At 73.9% G+C, this 25,401-nt stretch carries 23 protein-coding genes and 1 pseudogene; 10 read left to right on the top strand and 14 right to left on the bottom strand.

Annotated features, from left to right (window positions below):
* Window positions 1–154 precede the first annotated feature (154 nt).
* From ACIGHB_RS23445 to ACIGHB_RS23435, 3 genes are all read left to right on the top strand, one after another.
* The gene (locus ACIGHB_RS23445; RefSeq protein ID WP_360309590.1) at window positions 155–622 is read left to right on the top strand and encodes an anthrone oxygenase family protein; all 468 of its coding nucleotides are present in this window, start codon (window positions 155–157) and stop codon (window positions 620–622) included.
* A 320-nt stretch (window positions 623–942) separates the two neighbouring features.
* On the top strand, window positions 943–1,938 hold the full coding sequence (locus ACIGHB_RS23440) for a BTAD domain-containing putative transcriptional regulator (RefSeq protein WP_399915629.1): 996 nt from the start codon (window positions 943–945) through the stop codon (window positions 1,936–1,938).
* Between the two features lie 157 nt (window positions 1,939–2,095).
* Window positions 2,096–4,147 carry a helix-turn-helix domain-containing protein gene (locus ACIGHB_RS23435; RefSeq protein ID WP_360309586.1) on the top strand — a complete coding sequence of 684 codons (2,052 nt, stop codon included), beginning with the start codon at window positions 2,096–2,098 and terminating at the stop codon, window positions 4,145–4,147.
* A gap of 141 nt (window positions 4,148–4,288) precedes the next feature.
* Here the strand turns inward: ACIGHB_RS23435 and ACIGHB_RS23430 are convergent, their stop codons facing one another.
* Window positions 4,289–5,560 carry an IS701 family transposase gene (locus ACIGHB_RS23430; RefSeq protein WP_399915627.1) on the bottom strand — a complete coding sequence of 424 codons (1,272 nt, stop codon included), beginning with the start codon at window positions 5,558–5,560 and terminating at the stop codon, window positions 4,289–4,291.
* A gap of 540 nt (window positions 5,561–6,100) precedes the next feature.
* On the opposite strand from ACIGHB_RS23430, the gene ACIGHB_RS23425 reads away from it, so the two are divergent.
* Together ACIGHB_RS23425 and crcB are read left to right on the top strand one after the other, a co-directional pair.
* Complete coding sequence (locus tag ACIGHB_RS23425) at window positions 6,101–6,523, top strand: CrcB family protein (protein WP_360309582.1); 423 nt, start codon at window positions 6,101–6,103, stop codon at window positions 6,521–6,523.
* A complete protein-coding gene (gene crcB / locus ACIGHB_RS23420) occupies window positions 6,520–6,867 on the top strand; it encodes a fluoride efflux transporter CrcB (RefSeq protein WP_399915625.1) in 348 nt (115 codons plus the stop codon). The genes ACIGHB_RS23425 and crcB overlap by 4 nt, the downstream gene beginning before the upstream one ends.
* Window positions 6,868–6,888: 21 nt before the next feature.
* Here the strand turns inward: crcB and pucL are convergent, their stop codons facing one another.
* Window positions 6,889–7,809, bottom strand: a complete 921-nt coding sequence (pucL, locus tag ACIGHB_RS23415; RefSeq protein WP_399915623.1) for a factor-independent urate hydroxylase — start codon at window positions 7,807–7,809, stop codon at window positions 6,889–6,891.
* 222 nt (window positions 7,810–8,031) lie between these two features.
* Window positions 8,032–9,210 (bottom strand): winged helix DNA-binding domain-containing protein, encoded by a 1,179-nt coding sequence (locus tag ACIGHB_RS23410; RefSeq protein WP_399915621.1) that lies wholly within the window; start codon window positions 9,208–9,210, stop codon window positions 8,032–8,034.
* 135 nt (window positions 9,211–9,345) lie between these two features.
* Here ACIGHB_RS23410 and ACIGHB_RS23405 point away from each other — a divergent pair, with 135 nt between their 5' ends.
* Window positions 9,346–10,446: an ABC transporter substrate-binding protein gene (locus ACIGHB_RS23405; RefSeq protein ID WP_399915619.1), complete on the top strand. Its 1,101-nt coding sequence runs from the start codon at window positions 9,346–9,348 to the stop codon at window positions 10,444–10,446.
* 63 nt (window positions 10,447–10,509) lie between these two features.
* Here ACIGHB_RS23405 and ACIGHB_RS23400 read toward each other — a convergent pair whose 3' ends face one another.
* Entirely contained in the window at window positions 10,510–11,151 is a 642-nt protein-coding gene (locus ACIGHB_RS23400; protein WP_399915617.1) for a TetR/AcrR family transcriptional regulator, read from the bottom strand.
* A 79-nt stretch (window positions 11,152–11,230) separates the two neighbouring features.
* Here ACIGHB_RS23400 and ACIGHB_RS23395 point away from each other — a divergent pair, with 79 nt between their 5' ends.
* From ACIGHB_RS23395 to ACIGHB_RS23380, 4 genes and pseudogenes are all read left to right on the top strand, one after another.
* Window positions 11,231–12,754, top strand: a complete 1,524-nt coding sequence (locus tag ACIGHB_RS23395; RefSeq protein WP_399915615.1) for a serine hydrolase domain-containing protein — start codon at window positions 11,231–11,233, stop codon at window positions 12,752–12,754.
* Window positions 12,755–12,856: 102 nt separating this feature from the next.
* Window positions 12,857–13,229: pseudogene (locus ACIGHB_RS23390) on the top strand (hypothetical protein); the annotation flags it as partial.
* Between the two features lie 344 nt (window positions 13,230–13,573).
* Window positions 13,574–14,890, top strand: coding sequence for a hemolysin family protein (locus ACIGHB_RS23385; protein WP_399915613.1), 1,317 nt, complete (start codon window positions 13,574–13,576; stop codon window positions 14,888–14,890).
* Window positions 14,887–15,909 carry a hemolysin family protein gene (locus ACIGHB_RS23380; RefSeq protein ID WP_399915611.1) on the top strand — a complete coding sequence of 341 codons (1,023 nt, stop codon included), beginning with the start codon at window positions 14,887–14,889 and terminating at the stop codon, window positions 15,907–15,909. Before ACIGHB_RS23385 ends, ACIGHB_RS23380 begins: the two co-directional genes overlap by 4 nt.
* A gap of 54 nt (window positions 15,910–15,963) precedes the next feature.
* Here ACIGHB_RS23380 and ACIGHB_RS23375 read toward each other — a convergent pair whose 3' ends face one another.
* The 10 genes from ACIGHB_RS23375 to ACIGHB_RS23330 form a co-directional block, all read right to left on the bottom strand.
* A complete protein-coding gene (locus ACIGHB_RS23375) occupies window positions 15,964–16,368 on the bottom strand; it encodes a BlaI/MecI/CopY family transcriptional regulator (RefSeq protein WP_360309556.1) in 405 nt (134 codons plus the stop codon).
* 108 nt (window positions 16,369–16,476) lie between these two features.
* The gene (locus ACIGHB_RS23370) at window positions 16,477–17,004 is read right to left on the bottom strand and encodes a GPP34 family phosphoprotein (protein ID WP_399915609.1); all 528 of its coding nucleotides are present in this window, start codon (window positions 17,002–17,004) and stop codon (window positions 16,477–16,479) included.
* A gap of 51 nt (window positions 17,005–17,055) precedes the next feature.
* A complete protein-coding gene (locus ACIGHB_RS23365) occupies window positions 17,056–18,213 on the bottom strand; it encodes a DUF6421 family protein (protein ID WP_399915607.1) in 1,158 nt (385 codons plus the stop codon).
* Between the two features lie 2 nt (window positions 18,214–18,215).
* Window positions 18,216–18,623 carry a rhodanese-like domain-containing protein gene (locus ACIGHB_RS23360; protein ID WP_399915605.1) on the bottom strand — a complete coding sequence of 136 codons (408 nt, stop codon included), beginning with the start codon at window positions 18,621–18,623 and terminating at the stop codon, window positions 18,216–18,218.
* A 16-nt stretch (window positions 18,624–18,639) separates the two neighbouring features.
* Entirely contained in the window at window positions 18,640–19,599 is a 960-nt protein-coding gene (gene nudC / locus ACIGHB_RS23355; protein ID WP_399915603.1) for an NAD(+) diphosphatase, read from the bottom strand.
* 59 nt (window positions 19,600–19,658) lie between these two features.
* Complete coding sequence (locus tag ACIGHB_RS23350; RefSeq protein WP_360309546.1) at window positions 19,659–19,982, bottom strand: hypothetical protein; 324 nt, start codon at window positions 19,980–19,982, stop codon at window positions 19,659–19,661.
* A 23-nt stretch (window positions 19,983–20,005) separates the two neighbouring features.
* Window positions 20,006–21,241, bottom strand: a complete 1,236-nt coding sequence (locus ACIGHB_RS23345; protein WP_399915601.1) for an acetyl-CoA carboxylase biotin carboxylase subunit family protein — start codon at window positions 21,239–21,241, stop codon at window positions 20,006–20,008.
* Window positions 21,242–21,252: 11 nt separating this feature from the next.
* Window positions 21,253–22,617, bottom strand: coding sequence for an MFS transporter (locus ACIGHB_RS23340; RefSeq protein WP_399915599.1), 1,365 nt, complete (start codon window positions 22,615–22,617; stop codon window positions 21,253–21,255).
* Window positions 22,618–22,681: 64 nt separating this feature from the next.
* Window positions 22,682–23,917, bottom strand: a complete 1,236-nt coding sequence (locus ACIGHB_RS23335) for an ATP-grasp domain-containing protein (protein ID WP_399915597.1) — start codon at window positions 23,915–23,917, stop codon at window positions 22,682–22,684.
* A gap of 142 nt (window positions 23,918–24,059) precedes the next feature.
* Entirely contained in the window at window positions 24,060–25,370 is a 1,311-nt protein-coding gene (locus tag ACIGHB_RS23330) for an aspartate aminotransferase family protein (protein ID WP_399915595.1), read from the bottom strand.
* Between the last annotated feature and the right edge of the window lie 31 nt (window positions 25,371–25,401).

Raw genomic sequence — 25,401 nt, 5'->3', positions numbered from 1 at the left:
GGCCGGGGGCGGGGCCGCCCCGCGGGCGGGGGGGGGGTCCCCCCCCCCCCCCCCCCCGGCCCCCCCCGGCGCGCGGGGGCCCCCCCCCCGCCCGCCCGCCCCCCCCCCCCGGGGGGAACGGGCGGCTCCGCCGCGGGGGCGGCATCATGGCCCCATGGCCACCCTGCTGCTCGCCCTCGCCGTCGGAAGCACCGGCCTCTACGCCGGTTTCTTCGTCATCTTCCTCACCGGGATCATGCCCGCCCTGGGCCGCCTCACCGACGCCGCGTTCGTCACCGCGATGCGCCGGGTGAACGAGGCGGTGCCCAGGGCGGTCTTCATGACCGTCTTCGTCGCGGCCGCCGCCCTCCCGCTCGCCGCCTATCTGGTGCCGGTGGACGGCCGGACGGACGCGCAGCGCTGGCTCGTCCTCGCCGGCTTCGTCTGCGCGGTCCTCAACCACCTGGTCACCGTGGTCGGCAACGTCCCCCTCAACGACGCGCTCGCCGCCGCCGAGGGCCCCGACGAGGACCCGGCCGCCACCCGCGCCGCCTTCGAACCGCGCTGGAACGCCTACCACCGGATCCGTACGGCCCTGATCGTCGCGGCCTTCGGTCTGCTGACGGCCGCCGCCGTCGGCTGAGCGGACCCCGGCCCGGCGGTGAAAACAGACCGAGAGGTCGGCTTGCCCTCCCAGGTGGCGTGATCTCGTCGAAGATCGCCGTCTCCGCATCCACAGGGTCCCTTCAAAACCAAACTACCTAGTCCGAAACATGCTGCTGGCACGCATCGACTTCCGGCCCCTGGCGGGAACTCGCCGTCCTTATATCCTGGCAAAGAGGGTGAATCACCCCGATTTCCGGGATCCGGATTCCATACCTTCCGGTTTCTTATTGACATGACCAGGGGGGTCTTTTTTTAATCAACCCGAGGATCCGCGTGCGCAGACACCGAGGGGGCATAGTGGACGTCCACATCCTGGGGGGACTGTCGGTCCGCGAGGGCGGGGTATCGATCACCCCGACCGCGGCCGCGCCACGCCAGGTGCTCGCCCTGCTCACCGCCTTCGCCGGCCAGGTCGTCCCCGTCACCGTCCTCACCGAGGAGCTCTGGCCGTCCGGCGCCCCCCGCGGGGCCCGTACCGAACTCGCGGCCCACATAGCCGAGCTGCGCACGCTCATCGCGCGCGCCCTGCAGGACGCCGAGGACGACGGCGCGCCCGGCGCCTGGACCGAGCGGCGCACCGCCGACGCGGTCCTCGTCTCGCTCCCCGGCGGCTACCGGCTCGACACCGGCGTCGGCGTCCACGACATCGGGCAGTTCGAGCGCGCGGCGGGCGCCGGCTACCGCGCCATGGACGTCGGCGACCTGCCCCGCGCCTCGCTCCGGCTCGGCGAGGCCCTCGCCCTCTGGCGCGGCGAGCCCTACGCGGGCGTGGCCGCGGGCCCCCGCCTCCGCCGCGAGATCGAACGCCTGGAGACCGCCCGCCTCAGCGTCCTCGACCAGTGGGTCGAGGCCCAGCTCGCCCTCGGCCGCCACGAGGAGATCCTCTCCGAACTCCCCGGACTCGCCGCCCGCTACGCCACCGACGAACCGCTCCAGGCCCACCTCATGGTCACCCTGCTCCGCTGCGGCCGCCACGACGAGGCCCTCGCCGTCTACGAACGGCTGCGCGCGGTCCTCCACCGCGAGACCGGCACGGAGCCCTCCGCGCGGCTCCGCCGGCTCCAGCACTCGGTCCTCGCCGTCCGCCACACGCGCGTGGGCACCGGCCGCACGGCCCCGCACCCCGCCGACGCCGCCTTCGGCCACGGGTACGCCCCCGTCGCCACGGCCCCCGCGCGCACCGACGCGGCACCGGCCGTCACCTGGTACGGCCCCGCCCTGCCGCGCATCCCCGCCCAGCTCAGGTCCGTCCGCGCCGACACCGCCACCAAGGGCGTGGCCGTCGCCGTCTGACGGAGCGTCGGTAGACCTCTCGGGGGGAACCGGAGCCGTGGGGAACGAAGTGCCGCACGTCACCGTTGACCCACTCCCGGGACCGAATTAGTTTCGGCCGCCAGGACGGGTTTCCTCCGAGGTGCCCGATTTAAGCTCTATGACGGGGGTGGGGGCCATGGACACGCACGGCGCGGACGGAGGGGCGGGCGCCGACACGCTGCTCGCGGTCCTGGAGCTGCTCGCGGGCCAGGCCCTGCCCGGCCAGTTCGAGACCCTCCTCGACGAGGCCCGCATCGCCGGACTCGACGAGGCCGGGCTCGCCCGGCTGGAGCGGGCCGTCGCCCTCGCCCGCACCCTCCACGCCGAGCGCGCCGCCGACCGCTCCCGGGCCGACCACAGCGGTGCCTCCCTCGCCGTCCTCACCGACACCGCCCGCGACCTGACGCTCAGCTACGACCTGGACGGCCTGCTCCGCATCGTCACCCGCCGCGCCCGCCGCCTCCTCGGCCTCGACATGGCGTACGTGACCCTCCGCGGCCCCCAGGGCGCCTGCTACATCCGCATCACCGAGGGCTCCCGCACCGGCGGCGACACCGGCGGCACCGGCGGACCCGGCCTCAGCGTGGGGCTGCGGATCGGCAGCGGCAACTGCCTCGGCGGCGTCGTCCAGCGCACCGGCGAACCCGTCTGGACCCCCGACTACCCGGCCGACGAGCGCTTCACCAGCGGCGCGGCCCCCGACCCGGCCGCCGCCCTCGACGACGCCGAGGTCGTCGACCCCGGCGACGAGGCCGTCCGCGCCGAAGGGCTCCGCGCCATCGTCGCCGTACCGCTGCGCAGCGGCGACTCTGTCATCGGCGCCCTCTTCGGAGCCGACCGCCGGGTCCGCGAGCACACCCCCCAGGAGGTCGCCCTGCTCGGCGCCCTCGCCGACCTGGCCGCCCTCGCCGTCGAGAAGGCCGGACTCCTCGACCGCACCCGCGCCGAACTCCTCGAACTGGAACGGGACAGCGCGCGCGTGCGCACCAGCCTCACCCGCATGCGGCACACCAGCGAGGCCCACGGCCGGATCATGAACCTGGTCCTCGCCGGCGGCGACCTCCCGCACGTCGCCAAGGCCGCGGGCGACGCCCTCGACGCCACCGTGATGGTCTGCGACCCCGGCGGCCGCCGCCTCGCCGCCAGCGGCGACTTCCCCGGTCTCGACGAGGACGCCGTCGCCAAGGCGTCGCTCGACGCCCACGCCCTGCGCCGGCCCGTCCTCGCCGCCGACGCCGTCTGGGTCGCCCCCGTCATCGCCGGCTCCGAGGACCTCGGCGGCCTGGTGGTCCGCGCCGAGGGCGGCCTCACCGAGGAGGACGAGCGCCTCCTCGAACTCGTCGCCCAGTCCGTCGCCCTGCTCCTCCTCATGCAGCGCTCCACCGCCGTCGCCGAGGGCCCCGTCCGCGACGAACTCCTCGACGACCTCATCGCCGACCCGCCGCACGCCCCGCAGCAGAGCGCCCTGCGCGCCCGCCGCCTCGGCGTGGACCTGCGCAAGCCGCACGTCCTCGTGGTCGCCCGGCCGGAGGGCGGCGAGCAGGGCAGGGCCGTGGTCTGGGCGTCCTCGTACGCGTACCGGCTCTCCGGCCTCAAGACCGTGCAGGGCGGCTGCATCGTGCTGCTGCTCCCCGGCGTGGACGCCTCCGCCGCCGCCGCGGCCGTCTCCGAGGAGCTCGCCCCGCTCCTCGGCCACCCCGTCTCGGTCGCCGCCGCCGGACCCGGCGGCAGCCCCGACGCCGTCGGCCCGCTCTACGCCGAGGCGCTGCGCTGCCTGGACGCGATGAGCGCGCTCGGCGGTACGGGCTCCGCCGCGGCCGCCGCCGACCTCGGCTTCCTCGGCATGCTGCTCTCCGACGACCACGACGTGGACGGCTTCGTGGAGAACGCGATCGGTCCCGTCCTCGACTACGACGCCGAGCGGCTCACCGATCTGACCCGCACCCTGGAGGCGTACTTCGCCTCCGGCGCCAGTCCCACCAACGCGGCCGAGGCCCTGCACGTCCACCCCAACACGGTCTCCCGCCGGCTGGAGCGCATCGGCGAACTCCTCGGCCCCGAATGGCAGAAGCCTGGCCAGGTCCTTGAGGTCCAGCTCGCCCTGCGGCTCCAGCGCACCCGCGAGGTGCTGGCCCGCCGCCGCGCCGCCACCGCCCCGCCCCGGCCCCCGGCGCCCCCGGCGGACTGATCCCCGCCCACGCGCGCGTACGCCGGGATCCCGGGCACGGACGCGCGGGGCCGTGCCCGGGGGACGGGCCCCGACGCGGTGCCGGCCGGCGCGGTGTCAGCCGGCGCGGTGTCAGCCGACGCGGTCCCGGCCGACGCGGTGTCAGCCGGCCGCGCGGCGGGTGCCGTAGCCCGCGCCGTACCCCGACGCCTCCCAGGCGGAGCCGAGCACGGTCGCCGTGTGCGCGGCCGAGGCCAGCGTGATGTGCCGGTGCCAGCCCTTGTAGGAGCGGCCCACGAAGTCCCGCAGCCCCGCCTCCTCGCCGACCGCCGCGAAGTCCCGCTCCACCCGCTGCGCCAGCTTCGTCAGCCGCAGCAGCGAACCGACCGTCGCCTGCGTCAGATCGCTGATCCACACCCGGGCCGGACCCCGCCGCGGGTCGTCCCACTCGCCGAGCAGCATCAGCGGCCGCATCCGCTCCCCGCCGGGGGACGGCAGCGCGACCCGGACGGCCGTGGCCAGCGAGGTGCGCGAGGTCCGCGCGCCGCCGACGGTGTCCACCCAGCTCACCGGCCTGCGCAGGCCCTTGAGGGACTCCAGTATCTGCGCCGCCGGCAGCGGGCCCGCGCCGAAACCGGGCAGCGAGCGGTCCGCGATCGCCAGCCGGGAACCGGCCCCGATCCGCGCCACCACCGGCACTCCGGCGGCGGCCAGCCGGGTCAGCGCCGCCCGGCCCGCGCCGCCGCGTATGTCCAGCAGCACCGGCTTGCGGGTGATGTCCGTCCAGCGGGCGGTGTCGAGGGCGGCGGCGACCGCGCACTCCTCCAGCGTCTCCTCGCCGGCCTCGACGGGAACCTCCGCGCGGTCGCGCCGCGTCCGGTCCTTCACCCACGGGTCCGGAAGGAACAGCCGCCAGTTGACCGGCGCGCTGAGCTCCTCGCCGGCGAACCACACGCCGAACGCCTGCTGCCCCTGGAAGACCTGGCCGCGCTCCGGGTCGAAGCGCCGGTCCACGCCCACCGAGTGCTCGCCGGCCTTCGGGATCGGCATCGGGCGCACCACCCACGCCTGCGGGTGCCCGCCGCGCTCCAGGAAGCGCCCGAGCTGGGCCCGCATCGGCTGCCAGTCCCAGGTGGAGCTGGAGATGAAGTGGTGCAGGCTCTGCTCGGCGGCGGGGCCGCCGATCTGCGCGGCGATGTTCCGGATCGACTTGCGGCCCTGCGCGGTGAGCAGCCCGTGCAGGTACTGCTCGGCCTTCAGCCGCTGGTCGCGGCGGGCGAAGCCGGAGAAGAGCGCGGTGGACAGCTCGCTGAAGACGTCCTCGCCGGGGCGCGGCGCGGCGGCCCTCGGCACGGCGCGGACCCGGGGCCGCGGCACGGTCAGCGCGGTGGCCGCGGCGGCGGTCCCGTACTTGATTGCGACGGATGTACTCACGACACTCCTGCCCGTCCTGCCCGAAGGATGCGCAGCCGGCTTCCGCTGCCCCATCACCGTCGCCCGGACACCCCCCGCGCGGCGAGGTGGACCCGGCACCCGATTCGGCCGTCGGATGGTGGCCGGACCACCGTCCCGCCCCTGACCTGCGCCTTCGGACCCCCGAGCGGCGTACGGATCGCGTCAGGGAGGACCGCCCCACACCTCCGGGGGCCGGGTGTGGTGGGCCGGCCACCCCCGCCCCGGAGCCACCCCACCGACCACTTCCGGCCTCCCTCCGGAGGAACTGACAGACTCGCCGGACGGGCTTTGACCCGTCGCGCTCCGTCGCCGGACCATCGCAGAGCGAGGCGACACGGGCGCCCGGTTAATGCCCCAGGCCGGGGACCCCGCCCGTGCGCCTCGCCCCGACGGCGGCCCCGTACCCGAGCGGCCGTCGGACCCGACGGCGGCCCCGTACCCGCGGAGCCGCCGAAGCCGACGGCGGCCCCGTACCCGAGCGGCCGTCGGACCCCGACGGCCTCCCCGTACCCTGAGGCCGTGACATCGCGCGGTCTGCTGCCGGTCGCCCTGGTGGTCTCCGCCGGCGGCGCGCTCGGCGCTGCCGCGCGGTACGGGGCCACGCTCCTGTGGCCCACCCCGGACGGCCGGTTCCCGTGGACGGTGCTCCTCGTGAACGCCTCCGGCTGCGCCCTGCTCGGAGTGCTCATGGTGCTGCTCACCGAGGTCCGCGCGCGCCCCGCGCCGAACCCCCTGCTGCGGCCCTTCCTGGGCACCGGGTTCTGCGGCGGGTTCACGACCTTCTCGACGTACGCCCTCGACACCCAGCGGCTGCTGGCCACCGGGCGCACCGCGCTCGGGCTGCTCTGCCTCGGCGGGACGCTCGTCACCGCCCTGGCCGCGGTCTGGGCCGGGACCGCCGCCGCGCGGAGCCTCGTACGCGACCGGGCGGAGCCGTCGTGAACTGGCTGCTCGTGGTCGTCGGCGCGGCCGTCGGCGCGCCGCTGCGCTGGTGGGCGGAGCTCGCCGCGAGGGCCCGCTTCGGGCCCGGCTTCCCCTGGGGCACCCTCGCCGTGAACGTCGCCGGGTCCTTCGTCCTCGGCCTGCTCGCGGGCGTCGCCTCGGCGCGGGCGCAACTGCTCCTCGGCACCGGTCTGTGCGGCGCCCTCACCACGTACTCGACGTTCTCCTACGAGACGCTGAGGCTGTACGAGGACGGCGCGAGGCTCCGCGCCGTCCTCTACGTGCTGGTCAGCCTGGCCGCCGGGCTCGGAGCCGTCTGGCTCGGAGTGGCGGCCGGCCGCTGACCGGGAGCCGGCCGGCCCCGGTCAGGCGGTGATCCAGTCGGAGGTGGCGATCACCGGCTGGACGCCGTCGCGGTGGACGGTGCCCTCGATGAGGCCGTACATGCGGTCGGCCGCGAAGTACACCTCGTTCTCGTTCTTCAGGCCGAAGGGCTCCAGGTCCACCAGGAAGTGGTGCTTGTTCGGCAGGTTGAGCCGCACCTCGTTGACGGACGGCACGTGGTCGAGGACCCGGCAGGCCATCGCGTGCAGGGTCTGCTGGAGCGAGTAGCTGTACGTCTCCGCGAACGCCTCCAGCATGTGGCGGCGGGCCTTCTCGTACGAGCGGTCCCAGTCGTGCTCCGGGTCCGCCGCCGCCGTGGCCGAATGCGCCCAGCGGGCGGTGACCTTGGTGGCCAGGATCCGGTCGTACGCCTCCTGGAGCGTCGTGTACTCGTCCTTGATGAAGCCGTGGAACTCGGAGTTGGTCGAGTTCATCACGGTGAGGTCCTTCAGCCCGGACAGCACCTGGAGGCCGGTCGTCTCGCTGTACGTGACCTGCGCGGTGCGCACCTCCTGGCCCTTGCGGACGAAGGAGTGCTGCTCCTTGCGGGTCGGCACCGGGATCCGCTCCCAGGCGAACTCCTCGACGCGGATCTGCGCCTCGCGGATCACCGTCTGGGAGGTCACGAAGTGCTTCGCGAGGAGGATCGCGAACGCCTCGGGGGAGGCGATGCCGTGCTCCTTGGCGAAGGCGTAGACCGTGTTCTTGGTGGTGTCGGTCGGCAGGCAGTTGCCGTTGTCGCCGGTCAGGTGCACGTCGCGGTACTCGCCCCGCAGCGCCACCGACACGTTCAGGTCACGGATCTCGTGCCAGGCGCCGTCCTCGCCGCCCCGGCGGGCGATCCGGACGATGCGGTTCTCGGCCTTGCCGTACTGGTTCTGGGCCAGAACGTGCTTGCTCATGCAGCTCACTCCTGCGGGTACGCGGATACGGGTATCCCGTACGCCCGGCGTCCAGCGCGCCCGCGTCCCGCGGTGGTGCGCTCCCCGCCGTCCGGCCCGTGAACGGCGGACCGCCCCGGGACTGACTCGCATCCCGGTCCGTAGGTTGTGGCTCGAAGATAAGTGCCTTCCAGGTGGCTGGCAATGGGTGAGCGGCGCGGGCCGCCGCGCCGGCCCGGCGGCTCAGTACGGCAGCACGCGGGTCTCGGCCGCGGGCAGGCCCTTCGCCCACCAGTGGTCGTACCGCGCGTACACGCGCGGATCGCGGTCGGCCAGAAGCCGGCCCAGCGCCGCCGCCTCGGCCGCGAGCCCGGCCCAGTCGGCGGCCGTCAGCGGGTGGAAGGCGGCCGCCTCGATCCCGCCGCCGACCGGCCGCCAGGCCCCGGCCACGTACCCGTCGACGAGCAGGGTCGGCAGCACGTCGCCGTTGATCCGTATGACGTGCTTGCGGTACGCGGCCGGGACGATCCGGCTCCGGTCCGCGTACGCCAGCAGCGTGCTGTCCCACATCGCCATCAGGCGCGGCGGCGCCGGCGTGTCCCCGTCCGGGCGGACCGCCCCCGGCAGGTCGTACAGGACCGCGCCGTCCGGGCCCGCCAGGACCTCGGCCGCGCCGTCCCGGACGAGCGCGTCGAGCGCCGCGCGGGCCCGGCCGCGCTGGACCAGGCCGAACTGGGCCAGGTCCGCCGCCGACGCGGGCCCGAAGCCCGCGAGATAGCGGCGGGCCAGCGTGTCCAGGCCCCCGGCGGCCGCCTCGGGACCGGTCCGCACCGGCTCGGGTCCCGACGCGACGAAACCGGGGGAGACCGCGTACTGCCACGGCGGGCCGCTCGGCACGTGCCACAGCGGCGCGTACTGCCGCAGCATCCGCCCGGCAGCGGGGGTGAGGCTCCCGCCGCCCCAGGACTCCTCGGCGCGTGCCCGCAGTTCCTCCCCGGTGCGGGGCCCGGACGCGTACGCGAGGAGATCGGGCAGCAGCGTGTCCGCGTCGTCCGGCGTGATCCCGGTGTCGGTGAACCTCCGGTCGCGCAGCCGGCTGCCGCGCAGCGTCGGCTCGACCGCCTCCCGGAACGGCCGGTAGTCCTCGGCGTGGACGAGGTGCAGGGTGATCCGCATCAGCGTCGAGCGGACCAGCCGGAACCCCTCCACGGCGGCGTCGAGTCCGGCCGGGTCGAAGCCCGCCACGCGGTTCCACAGCGCCACGTACGGCGAACCCGGCTGCTGCGCCTGGAGCGCCACCACCCGGCGCACCGCCTCCTCGACACCGACCGGCTCCCTGGCCAGCAGCAACTGGCGTGCCAGGGTGGCCCGGTTGAGGGCGCGGGCGGTGAGTGCGGGCGGCGGCGGCGCGGTCGCGGTCATGGCTCCGATTGTGACGCGGGGGTCCGACAACGGACGCGGCCCGTCGGGACGGCGGCGTGCCGCGAGGCCGTACGTCCGCTTCCGTACGAAGAATGGGGCGGAACCGTACGTAACACCCCCCGGAGACGCCCGCCGATGAGCACGACGACGCCCCCACCCCCCGTCCGGATCGGCGCCCTCGCCCCGCTGACCCGCCCCGGCTGGACGGAGGCCGGGCGGCAGCTGCTCGCCGGTCTCGAACTGGCCGTCGAGGAGGCCAACGCGGCCGGCGGGATCGACGGCAGGCCGCTCGACCTGGTGGTCCGGGACACCGCCGCCGACCCGCGGCGGGCCGCGTCGGCCGTGGAGGAGCTGGCCGGGCTCGGCGTGGCGGCCCTCGCCGGCGAGTACCACAGCGTCGCCGCCCGCGCGGCGGCCGAGCGGGCCGACGCCCTCGGCGTGCCGTTCCTCTGCTCTTCCGCGGTGCTCGACGCGCTCACCGGGCAGCCGACGGACCGGGTCGCGCGGCTGGCCCCCGCGCAGTCCCACGGCTGGCGCGTCTACGCCGACTTCCTCCTCGCCGCCGGTCACACCCGCGTCGCGGTCGCCGCCGAACCGAGCCTCTACTGGGCGGCCGGCACGGGCGTCCTCCGCGACCGTCTGGCGTCGCGCGGCGGCACGGTCACGGCACTCGACGCGCACGCCCTGCCGCCCGAGGCGCTCTGCGACGCGCTGGCCGCCGCCGACGGCGCGACGGCCCTGCTGCTCCTGACCGGCTTCCCGGACCCCGCGGTCCCGATCGTCAGGGCGGCGCGCCGTGACCCCCGCCTCGCGGGCCTCCTCATCGGGGCGCCGGCCGGGCAGCCGGAGTTCGCCGCATGGGCGGCGCTGCTGGGCGAGGAAGGCGCCGCGATCCCGTTCCTCCGCTACCTCCCCGAGCGCCAGAGCCCCCTGGGCGCCCGCGTCGAGGCCGCCCTCCGCGCCCGCCTCGCCGCCGCCCCCTCCTTCGTGGCCTTCGAGGGCTACGACACGATCGCCGTCCTCGCCGAGACCCTCCGCGCCCACGGCACGGACCGCGAGGCCATCGCCGGCTCCTGGCCCCGCCTGACCGTGGAGGGCAGCCGGGGCACCATCCGCTTCACCCGCCCCGCCGGCGCCCCGGTTCGGCAGTGGGCCTGGCCCCCCGTCCAGGTCGCCGACCGCGACCCGGCCGCCCCCACCCGCTTCCGCACCCTCCACACCGCCGCCCCCGCCTGACCCCCTCCGCCCGTCGCTCCGGCGCCTCGGGCTCCGGTTCGACGGCGGCGCCCCGCCCGCCGCTCATGACGTGTACTGGCGGCACTCGCCGGTGAAGACGACGGCGATCTCGGCCGTGAGCAGGGGCTCCACGCACCGGGTGACGGTCTCGCGCGCGGCGCCCTCGGGCTCGCGGTAGACCTGGAGCGCGAGCCCCTCCATCACGGCGGCGAGGCGCACGGCGGCGGCCTGCGGGTCCAGGCTCCCGTCGACCTCGCCGCACTCCTTGCCGTTGTGGACGGCGAGGGCGATGTCCTCGCGCAGCTGCCGGGCGCCGACGGTGTCGACCTCGGCCAGGGCGGGGGCGTCGAGGGCGCGGCCGGCGAAGGCGCGGGCCACGCGGTACTCGGCGCGGCGGGCCTCGTCCAGGGGGATGTACTCGGTCATCACGTCGGCCATGACCCGCGCGAGGGGCTGTTCGTGGGCGACGCCGTCCCTGATCCGCTCGTCGACGCGGGCGCGGATGCGGGCCGAGACCTCGCGGAAGGCGTGGAGCAGCATCTCGTCCTTGGTGCGGAAGTAGTGCTGCACCAGCCCGACGGACATGCCGGCGGCGGCGGCCGTCCGGGCGACGGTGACGGCGTCGAGTCCGTGATCGGAGATCAGGCGGACGACGGCGTCGGCGATCTGACGGCGGCGTTGTTCGTGGTCGGCGATGCGCGGCACTTGATGACCGTACCAGCGTACGGTTATAACCGTATCGCCATACGGTTATCTTTCGCGCCCCCTGAGGAACGAGGCCCTGATGCCCCGCCTGATCCGACGCGCCGCCGCCACGGCGGCCGCCCTCCTGCTCGCCCTGTCGCCCTTAGGGGAGGCGTCGGCGGCGACGCCCGCACCCGTCCCGGCGGAACGTTTCGCGGCGCTGGACGCCTCCGTGCGCGAGCGCATGCGGGCCACCCGTACGCCCGGACTCGCCTACGCCGTGGTCGGCCCCGACGGGCCGGTCCACACGCGGTCCTGGGGCACGGACGGGAACGGCGAGGCGGTCACGGACGACACCCCGTTCCTGTGGGGATCGGTGGCCAAACCGATCGCCGCCACCGCCGTGATGACGCTCGTGCAGGACGGACGGCTCCGGCTCGACGACCGCGTCGCCGACCGTCTGCCGGCGTTCCGCTTCGGCGGCCCCGAGCACGCCGGCCGGGTCACGGTCCGTCATCTGCTGCAGCAGACCGCGGGCATACCGGAGTCGGCGACCTTCGAGGTCGCCGACTGCGTCGACGCCGACTGCCCCGGCGCGCTCGGCCGGCTCGCCGCACTGGCCGGCGTACGTCCCCTCGGCCGGCCCGGCACCACGTACGCCTACAGCAGCGCCAACTACCTCGTCCTGGCGGCCCTGGCCGAGGCCGTCACCGGCCGGCGCTTCGCCGAACAGCTCAGGGAGAGCGTCCTGCGGCCCGCCGGCATGGACGGGGCGATCGCCGACCGGGCGTCCGCCCGCGAGCGGAACCTCCCGCCCGGCCACCAGCTCCTGTGGGGCGTGCCGTCCGCCATCGTGGACGGGGTGGACGACGACGGCGCCGCCTACGGCTACACCGGCGGCGACCTGCACGACCTCGCCGCCTTCGCCTCCCTCCAGCTGCGGTCGGGGAAGCCGGCCGCAGGAGGGGCGGCGGTCCTGACCCCCGAGTCCGTCCGCCTCATGCGGCGGACGGGCCGGCTCGACCCCTCCGGAGCCGCCACCGGATACGGACTCGGCTGGCGCGTTGGCGGCCTGGAGCCCCCGCTCGACACCGCCGTCTGGCACACCGGCGCCACCCCCGGCTACTCCGCCATGATCTTCCTCCTGCCCGACCAGGACCTCGCCCTCGTCCTCCAGCAGAACCTGCACGGCCTCCTGCACGACGCCGCCGTGATGGACGTCGGATTCCGTGCGGCCCGCCTCCTCGCCGGAGGAACCGCCACCGAGCCGCCCTCCGCCGCGGCCTACCACGCGACGGTCTGGGGCGTCACCGCCCTGGCCCTCGTCCTCCTCGCGGAGGCGGTCCACTCCTTCCGCCTGCCGCGGCGCGGGGGCGCGCGCCGCAGCCGCGTCCCCACCGTCCTGTGGTGCCTCGCCGGCGCCGTCCCCCCGGCCGCCCTGGGAGGGGCGCTCGCCCTTATGGGGCCCGGCGCGCTGTGGACCTGGACGCCCGACTCGTTCACGGCCCTGTGCGCGGCGAGCGCCGCCGGGGTCGCCGTCATCGCTCTGCGCCTCGGGGCCGGTTGCGTCCGGACGCGGGGAGAGGCGGTCCCTCGATCCGGGGTCGCCCTTCCTTTACAGTGATGTAGTAGGCCGTGTCCCCACCGGCCCGATCCCGCCCGGATCCGCATCCCAGGACGAGAAGGAGTGAGCGACCCGCAATGGGTGAGCCTCCCAGTACGAGCCGTGCCACCGCCTGCCCCGACGCGTCGAGCCGGGGAGCGGGGGTGGCACGGTGCCGTCTTCGTCGCGGCCGAGTTCTCCCTCACCACCGTCGAACGCGGCGAGCTGGACCGAGGTACTGCTCCTTCTGCTCGCACTCGCACTCGCCTTCGCCTGTATCACCGTCACCTCCCTGGTGATCGGCATGCTCGCCGGGCCGTCCCTGGCCGCGCCGCTGCGCGGCCCGCTGGAGGCGATCGGCCTCGGCGCGGCGGCCCCGTCCGCCGCCACCGTCCTCGGCGTGGCGCTCTCCACCGTGGTCCTCATGGTCGTAGCAGAGCTCGTGCCGAAGAACCGGGCGATCTCCCGGCCGCCGGCCGTCGCCAAGGTCGTCGCCGACACCCCGCTCGACGACACCCTCACCGCCCTGCGCGCCGCCGGCAGCCACCTCGCGGCCGGCACCGGCGGGCCCGGCACCGTCCTCGGCCACGTGACGATGGAGGACGTCCTGGAGGAGCCGGTGGGTCCCGCCATCGTGTGAGCCGCCCGGATCCCGCCTCCCCGCCGCGCCCGCGCCGCCCGGCGCGCGCCCCCGTACCCGCCGACCGAGCACAGACCGACGACCGTCCCGCCCGCCGCACGGCCCGTGGCCCCGCGCCCCCGGCCCACCGCCTCACGAAGGAGCCCCTGCTTGTCCGCCAGAACGACGCGTCCCGTCCCCCCGAAGGGGTACGACAGCCGATGAACGCCGCTCTCGGCCTGCTGGCCGTCCTCGTCCTGACCGCCGGCACCGGGTACTTCGTCGCCCAGGAGTTCGCCTACGTCGCCGCCGACCGCCTCGCGCTCGCCCGCGAGGCCGAGTCCGGCGACAAGCGGGCGGCCCGCGCGCTGAACGTCCTCGAACGCCTCTCCTTCATGCTCTCCGGAGCCCAGCTCGGCATCACCGTCACCGGACTCGTCGTCGGCTTCCTCGCCGAACCGTCCGTCTCCGCCCTGCTCGAGCCCGCGCTGGACGGGACGGGGCTCTCCGACGGGGCGGTGTCCGCGATCTCGGTCGTCCTCGCCTTCGTGATCGCGACCGTGCTCCAGATGGTCCTGGGCGAACTCGCGCCGAAGAACCTCGCGCTCGCCGTCCCCGAGCGGCTCGCCAAGTCGCTGGCCTCCTCCACCCTCCTCTACCTGAAGGTCGTCGGCCCGGTCGTCCGCGTCTTCGACGGCGCCGCCAACAGGCTGCTGAGGAAGGCCGGCATCGAACCGGTCGAGGAACTGCACCACGGCGCGACCCTCGAAGAGCTCAGCCACCTCATCGGCGAGTCCCACGAACAGGGCCAGTTGCCCGCCGACACCGCCGAGCTCCTCGACCACGCCCTCGAATTCTCCGAACGGACCCTGGACGAGGTGATGGTGCCGCGCGCCGACGCCGTCTTCGTCCGCAAGGACGCCACCCTCACCGAGGCGGTCGAGCTGATCGCCCGCCACGGCCACTCCAACTACCCCGTCCTCGGCGACCACCCCGACGACGTCGCCGGCGTCCTCGGCGTACGCGACCTCGCCCGGCTGCCCGCCGACCGCTTCGACACCGTCACCGCGGGACACGCCGACCGCGCGCCGCTGCTGCTGCCCGACACGCTGCCGCTGCCCCAGGCGGTGGCGCGGATGCGGGAGGCGGACGACGAGTTCGCCGTCGTCCTCGACGAGCACGGCGGCGTCGCCGGCATCGTCACCTACGAGGACATCGCCGAGGAACTCGTCGGCGACATCGCCGACGAGACCGACACGGTCGTCGCCGTCGCCGTCCCGGACGGCGACGGCTGGCGGGTCGACGCGGGCCGCCGCCTCGACGAGATCGAGGACGCCACCGGCATCGCCCTCCCGGGCGACGACGACTACGACACCGTCGCCGGCCTCATCATCGACCGCCTCGGCCGCTTCCCGACCATCGGCGACGGCCTCACCGTCGACGACGTCCGCATCGAGGTCCTCAGCCTCGACCGGCACGTCCCCGGCCGCGTCCGGCTCGTCTTCGCCCCGCCCGCCGCCGAGGAGACCCAGGCATGAGCTTCCCCCTGGCCCTGTTCGTCACCGTCCTGCTCCTCGTCGGCAGCGGCTTCTTCGTCGCCGCCGAGTTCGCCCTCGTCGCCGCCAAGCGCCACCGCGTCGAGAAGGCGGTCGCGGACGGCAGGCGCGGCGCCAAGGCCGCCCTCGCGGGCATGCGCGAACTGTCCCTGATGCTGGCCGGCGCGCAACTCGGCATCACCCTGTGCACCCTCGGCCTCGGCGCCATCTCCAAGCCCGCCATCTCCCACGAACTCGACCCGCTGCTCGTGAGACTCGGCCTGCCGAGCACCCTCAGCTACGCCATCGCCTTCGCCGTCGCCATGATCGTCGTGGTCTTCCTCCACATGGTCCTCGGCGAGATGGCACCCAAGTCCTGGGCCATCGCCCACCCCGAACGCTCCGCCATGCTGCTCACCCCGCCCTTCCGGGCCGTGGTCAAGGCCGTACGCCCGCTGATCTGGGTGCTCAACAAGGTCAGCAACGCGCTCGTCCGCATGTGCCGGGTCCAGCCCCGCGACGAACTCACCGCCGTCCACAACCGCGAGCAGCTCACCCACCTGGTCGCGGAGTCCGCACGCCTCGGCCTCATCAACAGGACCGACTCCCAGCTCATCACCCGCTCCCTCACCGAGCCGCAGACCCCGGTCGGCGTGCTCCGGACCCCGGCGGACGCCATCGTCTCCGTCCCCGCCGACGCCGGTCTCGACGCGGTCCTCGCCCGCGCCTCCGAGGCCGACCGCTCCCGCCTCCTCGTCCGCGACGGCGACCACATCCTCGGCTCGGTCCACACCCGGGACGCCCTCGTCGCCCGCACCCGGGGCAGGGACGTCACCGCCCGCGACCTCGCCCGCCCGGTGCCCGAACTCGCCGTCACGGAGACGGTCTCCGGCGCGATCGAACAGCTCCGCAGGCGCCGCGCCTCCCTCGCCCTCGTACGCGGCGCCGAGGGCGAACTGGCCGGCCTGGTCAGCCTGGACGACCTCCTGGTCCGGATCATGGGACCGCAGGCGGCGGCCTGATCCCGCGGGGTCCCGGGCACGTCACGTGCCCGGGCCCCCACCGCTCAGAGGGGCCTAGTCCTCCGCCTCCGAAGGCTCGGCAACCTCCAGCAGGTCGCGCAACAGGCGTTCGTCCCCCGGCGAGAGCGTGCTCACGAAGCTCGTGAGGACGGCCTCGCGATCGGCCTCGGAATCCAGCACCCGCCGCATCCGCAGCGCGGCCAGCCCCGCCTCGTCCGCGACGGCCGTCCACCGGAACGACCGCCCCGAACGCTCCCGCGCGACCGCCCCCTTCACGTGCAGCCGGGTCAGGATGGTCACCACCGTCGTATAGGCCAGGTCACCGCCGACCCGCTCCCGCACCCATCCGGCGGCCACCGGCCCCGGTGCCGTCCGCAGCGCGGCCAGCACCTGCGCCTCCAGCTCTCCCTGTCTCCGCCGGCGCGGAGCCGTGCGGCCGTCACCCCTGTGTTCCGACATGCCCTCGGCCTCCCCCTGTTCTCCGCGCGTGCCGCCGCGAGCGCGGTTCATCGTACTGACCACGTCGTGTTTCCCGGCCGTGCGGAGAACAGGGGGAGGCCGGCAAGATCAGCCGGGGAAGGACAGGACGTACCGGGCCGCCGACATCGCGGTCGCCACCGCGGCCGTGATCGGGTCCGCGACGGGGTCCGGGCCCGGGTCCGGTGGACCGGCGGGCGGGGCGGGGTGGCCGATCGCCCGCAGCAGGGCGGCCACCCTCTCGTCGCACGCCCCCTCCGCGCCCGTCCCGGTGCGCAGGTACTCCCGTACGGGGAAAAGGCCCAGCACCCGCCGCTCGGCCGGGACCAGCAGGCCCTCGGCGACCAGCTCCGCCCGGGCCAGGCCGAGGAGCTCCGGGCCGAGCCGCTCGACCCAGTCCCGGGGGCGGCGGGCCCGCTCGGCGAGCAGCAGGCGTTCGAGGAACAGGTCCGCCACGGGGTCGGGACAGCGCTCCGCGCTCCGGGCCAGGACCGCCCCGGCCGAGACGGTGATCCGTCCGGCGGCCGCGAGTTCGTGGAGCGCCGCACCGACCGTGGCGAAGCCGAGTTCCGTCTGCCGCCACGACGAGCGCCACGGGCCGCCGCTCGCCGTCAGCACCAGCTCCGCCGGCAGGGACCGGGGTCTTCCCGCTGGTGGGGACACCGCCGGTCAGACCCCGAGCCGCTGCTTGACCTCGGCGAAGAACGGGATGTGCCGGTAGTCCCCCGCCTCCTCGTCGTAGTCGGTGCAGCGGTTGGTGAACTCCAGCAGACCGGCGCGGACGTCGGCCAGCGGCTCGGTGTGGATGCGCTTCTCGATGGCCTCGATCTCTCCGAGGAAACGTTCCAGCACCTCGGGCAGCCCCGGCAGCAGATGGATGCGCTCGTCCCGCAGGGCGATGCCGCCGTGCTCCGACAGGTAGTTGAAGAGCAACTGGGAGGCGACGGCGTCGTAGTTGGGGCGCGGAATGCCCTCGACGGCGTAGCGCAGCAGGCGCTCGGCCAGGATGTACTCGTACGCGGCGCGGGCCCGGTCGGCGGGGAGTTCGGGGTCGCGCAGGCACACCAGCATGGAGGAGACGTCGACGCGGAGCTCTTCGAGCCCGGCGAGCGGCTTGAGCTTCTTCGCGTGCAGGTAGTCCGGGATGGGCATGTCGCCCTGCCGGTGGTGGTATTCGTGCAGCCGGACCCACCAGGAGGAGGCCGCCTCGATGACGTCGTCGTCGGCGCCCTGGATGAGCGGGAAGCTGCCGGGCGCCATGACCTCGTCGATCATCGTGCGCGTGATGCGGTTGTGGCGCTCCACGAACTTGTTGATGAAGTAGAAGATCAGGTCGTCGGGGTCCTGCCGGCCGTCGATGTGGTTCTCCGGGAACAGGGCCACGACCACACGGGAGTTGAAGCCGTCCGAGCAGGCGGTGATGTTGACCGGCATGGTGTTGCTGCCGTACCGCCGGGCGAGGTGCGGATCGGTCGGCAGCGTGTCGTACGTCAGGTAGTCCAGCGAGAGCCGGGGGAAGTACGAGGCGTTGAAGAGCGAGAACAGATGGTGGTCGCGCTCGGTGTTGATGTGCTCCTTGGTCCGGAGCAGTCGCGGCGGCGCGGCGTCCGCCCCTTCGCCGGCTCCCGCCTCGCCGGAGGTCCGGGTGTCGGCCCGGAGGTCGGCCATGAACGCCTGCACGACCGGCTGGTGGCGCAGGTGCTCGGAGGACTCCAGCCGGCCGCGCAGATCCGCGAGGAACGCGGGGTCGGTGACATCGGTCCCCTTGGCCATCCGCCGGCGTATTTCGTTGACCTCGTCGATGACCAGCTTGATCTCGTTCGACACCGCTACCGACCCCTTGTCGTCGTGGGATAGTCCTGCCGTTTCCAGTACTCCAGGCCGCCGATCAACTCCTTGACCCGGAATCCGGCCGCCGCGAGTGCCGCGGCGGCCCTGGAGCCCGCGTTGCAGGCCGGGCCCCAGCCGTAGGTGACGTAGACCGGCGCGGGGTCGAGCCCGCGCAGCACGGATTCCGTCAGCTCGGCGTGGGGCAGGGAGAGCGCGCCGGGCAGGCACTCCTCCTCGTACGCGGCCGTCCTGCGGGCGTCGGCCAGGACGAACCCCCCGACGCCCGCGGCGAGATCGTGGTGGACGTCGTAGGGATCGGTCTCGCAGGCCAGCCGGGCCCGGAGGAAGTACCGGAGCGCCGCCTCGGGGTCGGCCGCGGGAATTCCCAGGACGCGGGAGCCGGTCACCCCGCCCCCGTTCCCGTCACCCTCCGGCCGGGCTCCGCTCCGGGCCTCCTCCGGCCTGCCGGGCTGTGTTCTCGTCGGTGTTCTCATGGGTGTTCTCCGCAATCCAGCCCTCGATGAGGAGCTTTCCGATGGAGTCCGGCCGGTAGCCGTGCCCGGCCTCGATGTGTGCGCGCAGTTCGGCGGCGGTGAACCAGCGGGCCTCCACCACTTCCGCGCCGTCGACCGCCGTGGTCTCCGAGACGGCCTGGGCGCGGAAGCCGACCATCAGCCCCGCCGGGAACGGCCATGCCTGGGAGCCCTGGTAGGCGACGTCCTTCACCACGACGCCGGCCTCCTCGAAGATCTCGCGCCGCACGGCGTCCTCCAGGCTCTCGCCGATCTCGACGAAGCCCGCCAGGGTGCTGAAGGACCCCGAGCCGGACCCGGCGTGCCGGCCCAGCAGGCAGCGCCGGGCGTCGCCGGCGTGCTCCACCAGGACGATCACCGCCGGTTCGATCCGGGGGAAGAGCAGCTTGCCGCAGGCGCGGCAGACCCGCAGATGGCCGCCGTCGCGGCTCTCGGCGGCTCCACCGCAGGCGCCGCAGAACCGCTGGTTGCGGTTCCAGTGCGTCAGGCCCCGGGCGTACGCGAGGAGCCCCGCCTCGTCGGCGCCGACGGTCGGCACCAGGGCGCGTACGTCCTGGACCGCGTCCGCGCCCGCCAGGGCGAGCGCCTCGTCCTCGGACAGCTCCGAGAGGTCGGCGGCGAGGACCGCGGTGTCGCCGTCCAGGCCCAGGAGCACCGGCTCGGGGGCCGCGTCGAGCAGGGCGTGCGCCACCGCCCCCGAGGGGGTCACCGGCGAGCCGTCGCGCACCAGGCACCGGTCGCGCCAGAGCGGTACGACGCGGGTGCCCGGCCGCGTGGCGAGCGAGGTGATCCACGCGGCGTCGGAGCGCCGGTCGCCGGCGCGGTCGAGTGCGAGTCCGGAGTAGTGCACGGTGAAGCTCCCGTCGTTGCTGCCCAGCCGGGGTCGGGGCTGAGGCCGAGGTGGTCGGCTCACCCCTGGCCGCGCGCCACGGCGGAACGGTCCACGAGGGCGGCGCCGAGCCGTGCGAACTCGGCGGCCAGATCGTCCGGGCAGTCGTCCAGGAGGCCGGCGACAGCGTCCCACACCACCCGCGCGGCTCTGACCAGCAGAACGTCCTGGCGTGGTGTGAGGTGGTGCTGGAACCCGAGCATCTCCAGCGGCGCTGCGAGCTGCACCAGGACGTGGTCCGGCAGCTCGATCAGCCAGCCGTCGTACCGGTCCGATTCGATGATGCGTTTCACCGAGGACCGGACCGACTCGACGTCGACGTCTTCACGTTGTCTGCGCAGCACGACGGTCGCACCCCTCCGCGGCGTCAGTTCTCGTAGCGGATGGGCTCGTACGAGGCGAGTCGTTCGAAGTCCCGGTAGAGGGTCTCGTAGTCGTGGTTGCGCACCAGGAAGGTGCCGCCGTTGTCGATGAGCGAGGCGCCCTGCCCGATCTCCTCTCCCACCCGTACCTTCCACTTCATCTCGACCTCGCTCTCCACGTCGGGGAGCACGAGCTCGGAGACGATCCCGGGGCGCTTGGGCAGCACGGCGTCGAAGCAGTACATCTGCTCCTGGTCCCAGGGGTGGCTCGGCAGGCCCGCCTCGATCTCGAAGGCCAGGTTGAGCAGCGCGACGGCGTAGTTCTGCTGCATGGCGGCGAGCCCGGCGAGGCCCTTGAAGCGTGCGCCGACCTCCAGGAAGACCAGCTCGTCGTCCTTGGTGTGGAACAGCTCCAGGTGGCTGGCGCCGTCCAGCTTGCCGAGCGCGTCGAGGACCGTCTCGGCGAAGGCGATCATGCGCGGCACGCGCGGGTCGGACTCGATCAGGTTGATGTCGGCGTTCACCCGGCCGCGCTGCACCTCGGTCGAGTTGACCAGGTACTCGGTGACCCCGCCGAAGACGGTCCTGCCGTCCTGGACGACCAGGTTGACGCTGAACATGGTGCCGTCGATGTGCTCCTCGTACTCGTAGCCGCGGCCGAGGTCGCGCGGGAGGGCGTGGAACTCCTCCGGCTCGAAGATCTTGTACACGCCGTCGGCGGAGGCGGCGTCGACCGGCTTGAGGACGAAGGGGAGGCCGACGTCGGCGACGATGGCGTCCAGCACCGCCGCCCGGTCCTCGGCGAACGCCTTCGGGTCGAGGAGCCCGAACCGGGGCACCCGCAGCCCGGTGCCGGCCAGCTTCTCCTTCATCAGGCACTTGTCGCGGTAGGGCAGCAGCTGCTCGTAGGTGGGGCCGACGAGGCCGAGCTCCTCCCGCAGTTCGGCGGTGAGCAGCAGGTTCCGCTCGTCGAAGCAGTGCAGGGTGAGGTCGGCGGGGCCGGTCTCCGCCGCCAGCTCGCGGACGATCGCCCGGGTGGCCGCCGGGTCGACGATCGACGACTCGGTGTACGAGGGGTCGGCGAGGCCGCACGGCACCACGTGGATGCGGTGGAAGTAGGCCCGCTCGGTCTCCGAGACGTTGAGGCTGTCCTGCTCCGAGAAGATGCCGACGAACCTGACCTGGTCCGGCTCGACCAGCAGATCGTGGCGGAACACCCCGAAGCCGCGGGTCGATATCACGGCGACTGTCCTCATGCGCGCTCTCCGATCGTCGTTGTGGTGTGGGCTCGCCGTTCCAGCGCCAGCAGCAGCGGGATCGCCACCAGGCTCAGCCCGAGCAGGAAGAGCATCGGCAGGACCTCGCCGCGGGCCAGCAGGAAGGTGAGCAGACCTGGCGCGGCGATCTCGCCGACGGTCCAGGACAGCTGGTAGGTGGCCAGATAGCGGCCGCGGATGTGGCGGGGGGCCATCGAGACGCTGAGGGTCTCGACGGCGGGGAACGCGATGACCTCGGCGAGCGTGAAGACCGCCATCGCGAGGAACAGTCCGGCGTACGTGACGGCGTCGGGCGTGACGTACAGGACCGCGAACAGGCCGAAGGCCGCCGCGTTGAGGACCGAGGCCAGCATGATGGCCCGGGTCATCCGGGCCTTCTCGGTCCGCTTGGAGACGAGGGTCTGGGTGAGGGAGACCAGGACCGCGTTGACCACGATGAGGGCGCCGGCCGTCCAGGCGGGCAGTTTCAGGGCGTCGACGATGTAGATCGCGAGGAGCACCTTGATGAGCATCTGGCCGAAGACGAGCGTGGCGTTGACGCCGATCAGCAGGGAGTACGAGACGTCCCGCAGGACCGTGGCGTAGCCCGCCCGGGGGCGGGGTGCCTCCTGGCCGCCCCCGTCCCGCGCCTCCGGGACGGTCTTGTCGGCCTGCTCCCGGTCGGTCTTGTCCGCCGCCTCCCGGACGGTCTCGTCGGCCGGCTCCCGGTCGGTCTCGTCGGCCGGCTGTTCCTGGTACGGCGGCCGCCACAGGAACAGCAGGGTCGCCGCCAGGATGTAACTGGCCGCGTTGCCGATCACGATGGCGTTCAGGGCGGTCCCCTCGCCCAGCGCGAAGGCGAAGGCGGCCAGCGCGCCGCCGATCGCCATCGCCGTGTTCCGCAGGGCCGTCATGAACCCGAACCAGCTGGTGCGCCGGTCCTCCGGTGAGGCCAGCACCACCAGGCCGCTGCTGGACGTCCAGTACGTCGTGTGGCCCACCTGCACCAGGAAGACGACCACGACGATCTGCCAGACGGACTGGGCCGCCAGGAAGCCGAGGTAGCCGACGACCGACACGAGGTTGCCCCACGCCGCCGTACGGCGGGGGGTGAACCGGTCGATCAGCGGGCCGACGACGAGCGACGCGGGCAGCGCGAGCAACCGCGCGAGGGTCATCGCCGCGCCGATCGCGGTGACGGAGACCGAGGTCGTTCTGGCGAAGTAGACCAGGGTGAACGCCATGATCAGCCCGGTGCCGAGGCTGTCGATGAGGCTCGCGGAGACGAACCGGCCGTTTCCCGTCAGCCGTGGGATGCCGAGTCTCTGCCAGACCGTCTCGGGTGCGAGGGTGGTTGCCACTGTCCCGACTCTCTCTCGTGTCGCTCGTGTCGCTCGTGGATGCGCGCGGGGGCGGGGGCCGGGCTCAGTCCGCGGCGGGCCGGGTGACGATCCGGACCCGGCCGATCAGCTCGTCGATGCGCGCGATGGCCGCCTGGGTGGTGTCGGCGGTCACCAGCACCTGGACGTGCCGGCCGAAGTTGTCCGCCATCGGCTCGATCTCGTCACCGGGCGCGATGTGCACGTCCACGCCGAACACCCCCTCCTCCGCGCGGAGTTCCTCGACGCCCTCGACGGCCTCGACGATCCCCGGCCGCCCGTTCACCCACTTGGTCGCCGAGCCGAGGACCGGCTCCGGCCGGCCGGTGAGCGCGGGCAGGCGTCGCAGCGGCCAGCCGGAGGCGTACCGCTCCATGTCGAAGCCGTGGGTGACGGCCATGAAGTCGAGCAGCCGGTCGCCGGCCACCCGGTCGTGGCCCTCGATGATCCGGGGGCCCTTGGAGGAGAGCTTGATCTCGGTGTGGCCGACGCCGTCCTTCAGGCCCATGGCCGTCAGGAAGCCGACCACGTGCTCGACGATGGTGGTCTCGACGTCCTCGGCGAGGATCGCCGGCAGGGCGTGGCCCATCTCGACGCAGCCCTCGTGGAACTTGTCGGTGATCGAGACGACGACGTGGTGGCCGTCGAAGGAGAAGCTCTCGGCGCTGTACTCGACGCCGTCGATGTACTCCTCGGCGATGAAGCGGTCCACGGGGTAGAACGTCGCCATCGGCAGGTCGGCGCGGCCGCGCAGCCCGGTCAGCTCCGCCCAGGCGTCGTCGGTCTCCTCCGGTCCGCGGATCACGGCGATGCCCCGGCTGGCCGTGCCGTCCAGCGGCTTGACGATCACCGGGAAGCCGTACCGCCCGGCGAAGTCGCGGACGTCCTGGGCCGAGGCGACCTCGGCGCAGCCCACCGACTCGAAGCCGGTGTCGTGGAGCCATTCGCGCATCCGCAGCTTGTCGTGGAAGCGCCGGGCCACCTCGAAGGAGGTGCCGCCGAGTCCCAGCATGTCGTTGATGCGTCCGGCCAGTTCGGTGGCCTGCTCGACGAGGGTCATGACGGCGGTGAAGCCGTACGCCTCGTGCGCGGCCAGGACCATGGGGCGGGTCACGTCCCAGTCGAGGTAGTCCACCAGGAGGAGGACGTCCGCCGTCTCGGCCTGGCCGGGCAGCAGCCGCTCCTTGTGCTGGAGGAAGACGACCCGCAGGCCGAGTTCCTTGGCCTTCTGGAGGGCCTCCAGCCGGCCACCGATGATCAGGATGGTGTCGGGCCTGTCCACGTCGGCACTTCCTTCGCTCGTCAAGAGGTCACCCGTGAGGTCGCTGATGAGATCGCTGGTGAGGTCGCTGGTGAGGTCGTGTGTGGCGCGCGTGCGGCGCCGCTCGTGAGGCCGCGCGTGGCGCCGCTCGTGAGGCCGCGCGTCATGAGGTGGCCGCGACCGGCGTGCGGCGGGCGCCTTCCGCCTCGTCGTAGAGGGCCTCGACGATGATCTCCAGGCCCTGGACCAGGCTGATGTCCGCGACGGTCAGCGGCGGCAGGATCTTGACCACCTCGCTGTCCCGGCCGCAGGTCTCCACGATCAGTCCGCGTTCGAAGCAGCGCCGGGAGACCTTCGCGCCGGCGATGCCCGAGTCGCTCAGGTCGAGGCCGAGGATCAGCCCGCGGCCGCGCACCCGCGCGCCGAAGCGCGCGACCGCCTCCCGCCGGAGGAAGTCGGTGACGAGCTCCCCCTTGCGGCGCACCTCGGCGGCGAAGGCCGGGTCCGCGCCGTCCGCCCAGTGGGCGCGGATCGCCTCGGCGGCGGCGACGAACGCGAGCTGGTTGCCGCGGAAGGTGCCGCTGTGCTGGCCCGGCTTCCAGATGTCGTACTCGGGCTTCAGCAGGAGCAGGGCCATCGGCAGCCCGAAGCCGCTGATCGACTTGGAGAGCGTGATCAGGTCCGGCTCGACGCCCGCCCGCTCGAAGGAGAAGAACGCGCCGGTACGGCCGCAGCCGACCTGGATGTCGTCGACGATCAGGAGCACCCGGTGGGTGTCGCACCACTTCCGCAGGCCGGCCAGGAAGGCGTCGGGAGCCACGTACACCCCGCCCTCGCACTGGACGGTCTCCAGGAGCACCGCCGCCGGCTTCTCCACGCCGGAGCTGGGGTCGCCCACCAGCCGGTCCAGCAGGTCCAGGCTGTCGAACGGCCCCATCGGGGAGTCCGGGTAGGGGACGTGGGTCACTCCACCCAGGGTGGGGCGCAGCCCCTGCTTGTAGAAGCCGGCGCCGACCGCGGCGAGCGCGCCCGTGCTCATGCCGTGGAAGCCGCCGCCGAAGGCGATGACGTTGGTGCGGCCGGTGACCAGCCGGGCGACCTTCAGCGCGGCCTCGACCGCGTTGGTCCCCGACGGGCTGCAGAACTGCACCTTGTGGTCGAGGCCGCGCGGCCGGAGCACGTGCGCGGCGAAGACCTCCAGGAAGTCCCGCTTGGCGGTGGTGGCCAGGTCGAGCGCGTGGGTGAGCCCGTCGCGCTCCAGGTGGGCGATGAGGGCGCGCTTCGCGAAGCCGGGGTTGTGGCCGTAGTTCAGCGCGCCCGCGCCGGCGAGGAAGTCGAGGTAGCGGGTCCCGTCCGTGCTCACCAGGAACTCCTGGTGGCCGGTCTCGAAGGTGGCCGGGAAGGACCGTACGTACGAACGGACCGCCGACTCACGGTCGTCGAACACCTCGGCCAGGCCGTGGCCCTGGGTCATGGTTCCCTCTCTCTGGGGTCCGGCTGTCTCG

The sequence above is a fragment of the Streptomyces sp. NPDC085460 genome (genome assembly GCF_044541975.1).
Classification (GTDB): Bacteria; Actinomycetota; Actinomycetes; order Streptomycetales; family Streptomycetaceae; genus Streptomyces.
Note: the sequence above shows the minus strand (reverse complement) of the source record. Positions and strands in the feature narration are given on the sequence as shown.

Bases quoted from the DNA above. Each gene is read 5' to 3' on its own strand.
- ACIGHB_RS23445 (WP_360309590.1), top strand. From the start codon at position 155: ATGGCCACCCTGCTGCTCGCCCTCGCCGTCGGAAGCACCGGCCTCTAC.
- ACIGHB_RS23435 (WP_360309586.1), top strand. From the start codon at position 2,096: ATGGACACGCACGGCGCGGACGGAGGGGCGGGCGCCGACACGCTGCTC.
- pucL (WP_399915623.1), bottom strand. From the start codon at position 7,809: ATGAGCAAGCACGTTCTGGCCCAGAACCAGTACGGCAAGGCCGAGAAC.
- ACIGHB_RS23410 (WP_399915621.1), bottom strand. From the start codon at position 9,210: ATGACCGCGACCGCGCCGCCGCCGCCCGCACTCACCGCCCGCGCCCTC.
- ACIGHB_RS23405 (WP_399915619.1), top strand. From the start codon at position 9,346: ATGAGCACGACGACGCCCCCACCCCCCGTCCGGATCGGCGCCCTCGCC.
- ACIGHB_RS23395 (WP_399915615.1), top strand. From the start codon at position 11,231: ATGCCCCGCCTGATCCGACGCGCCGCCGCCACGGCGGCCGCCCTCCTG.
- ACIGHB_RS23385 (WP_399915613.1), top strand. From the start codon at position 13,574: ATGAACGCCGCTCTCGGCCTGCTGGCCGTCCTCGTCCTGACCGCCGGC.
- ACIGHB_RS23380 (WP_399915611.1), top strand. From the start codon at position 14,887: ATGAGCTTCCCCCTGGCCCTGTTCGTCACCGTCCTGCTCCTCGTCGGC.
- ACIGHB_RS23375 (WP_360309556.1), bottom strand. From the start codon at position 16,368: ATGTCGGAACACAGGGGTGACGGCCGCACGGCTCCGCGCCGGCGGAGA.
- ACIGHB_RS23330 (WP_399915595.1), bottom strand. From the start codon at position 25,370: ATGACCCAGGGCCACGGCCTGGCCGAGGTGTTCGACGACCGTGAGTCG.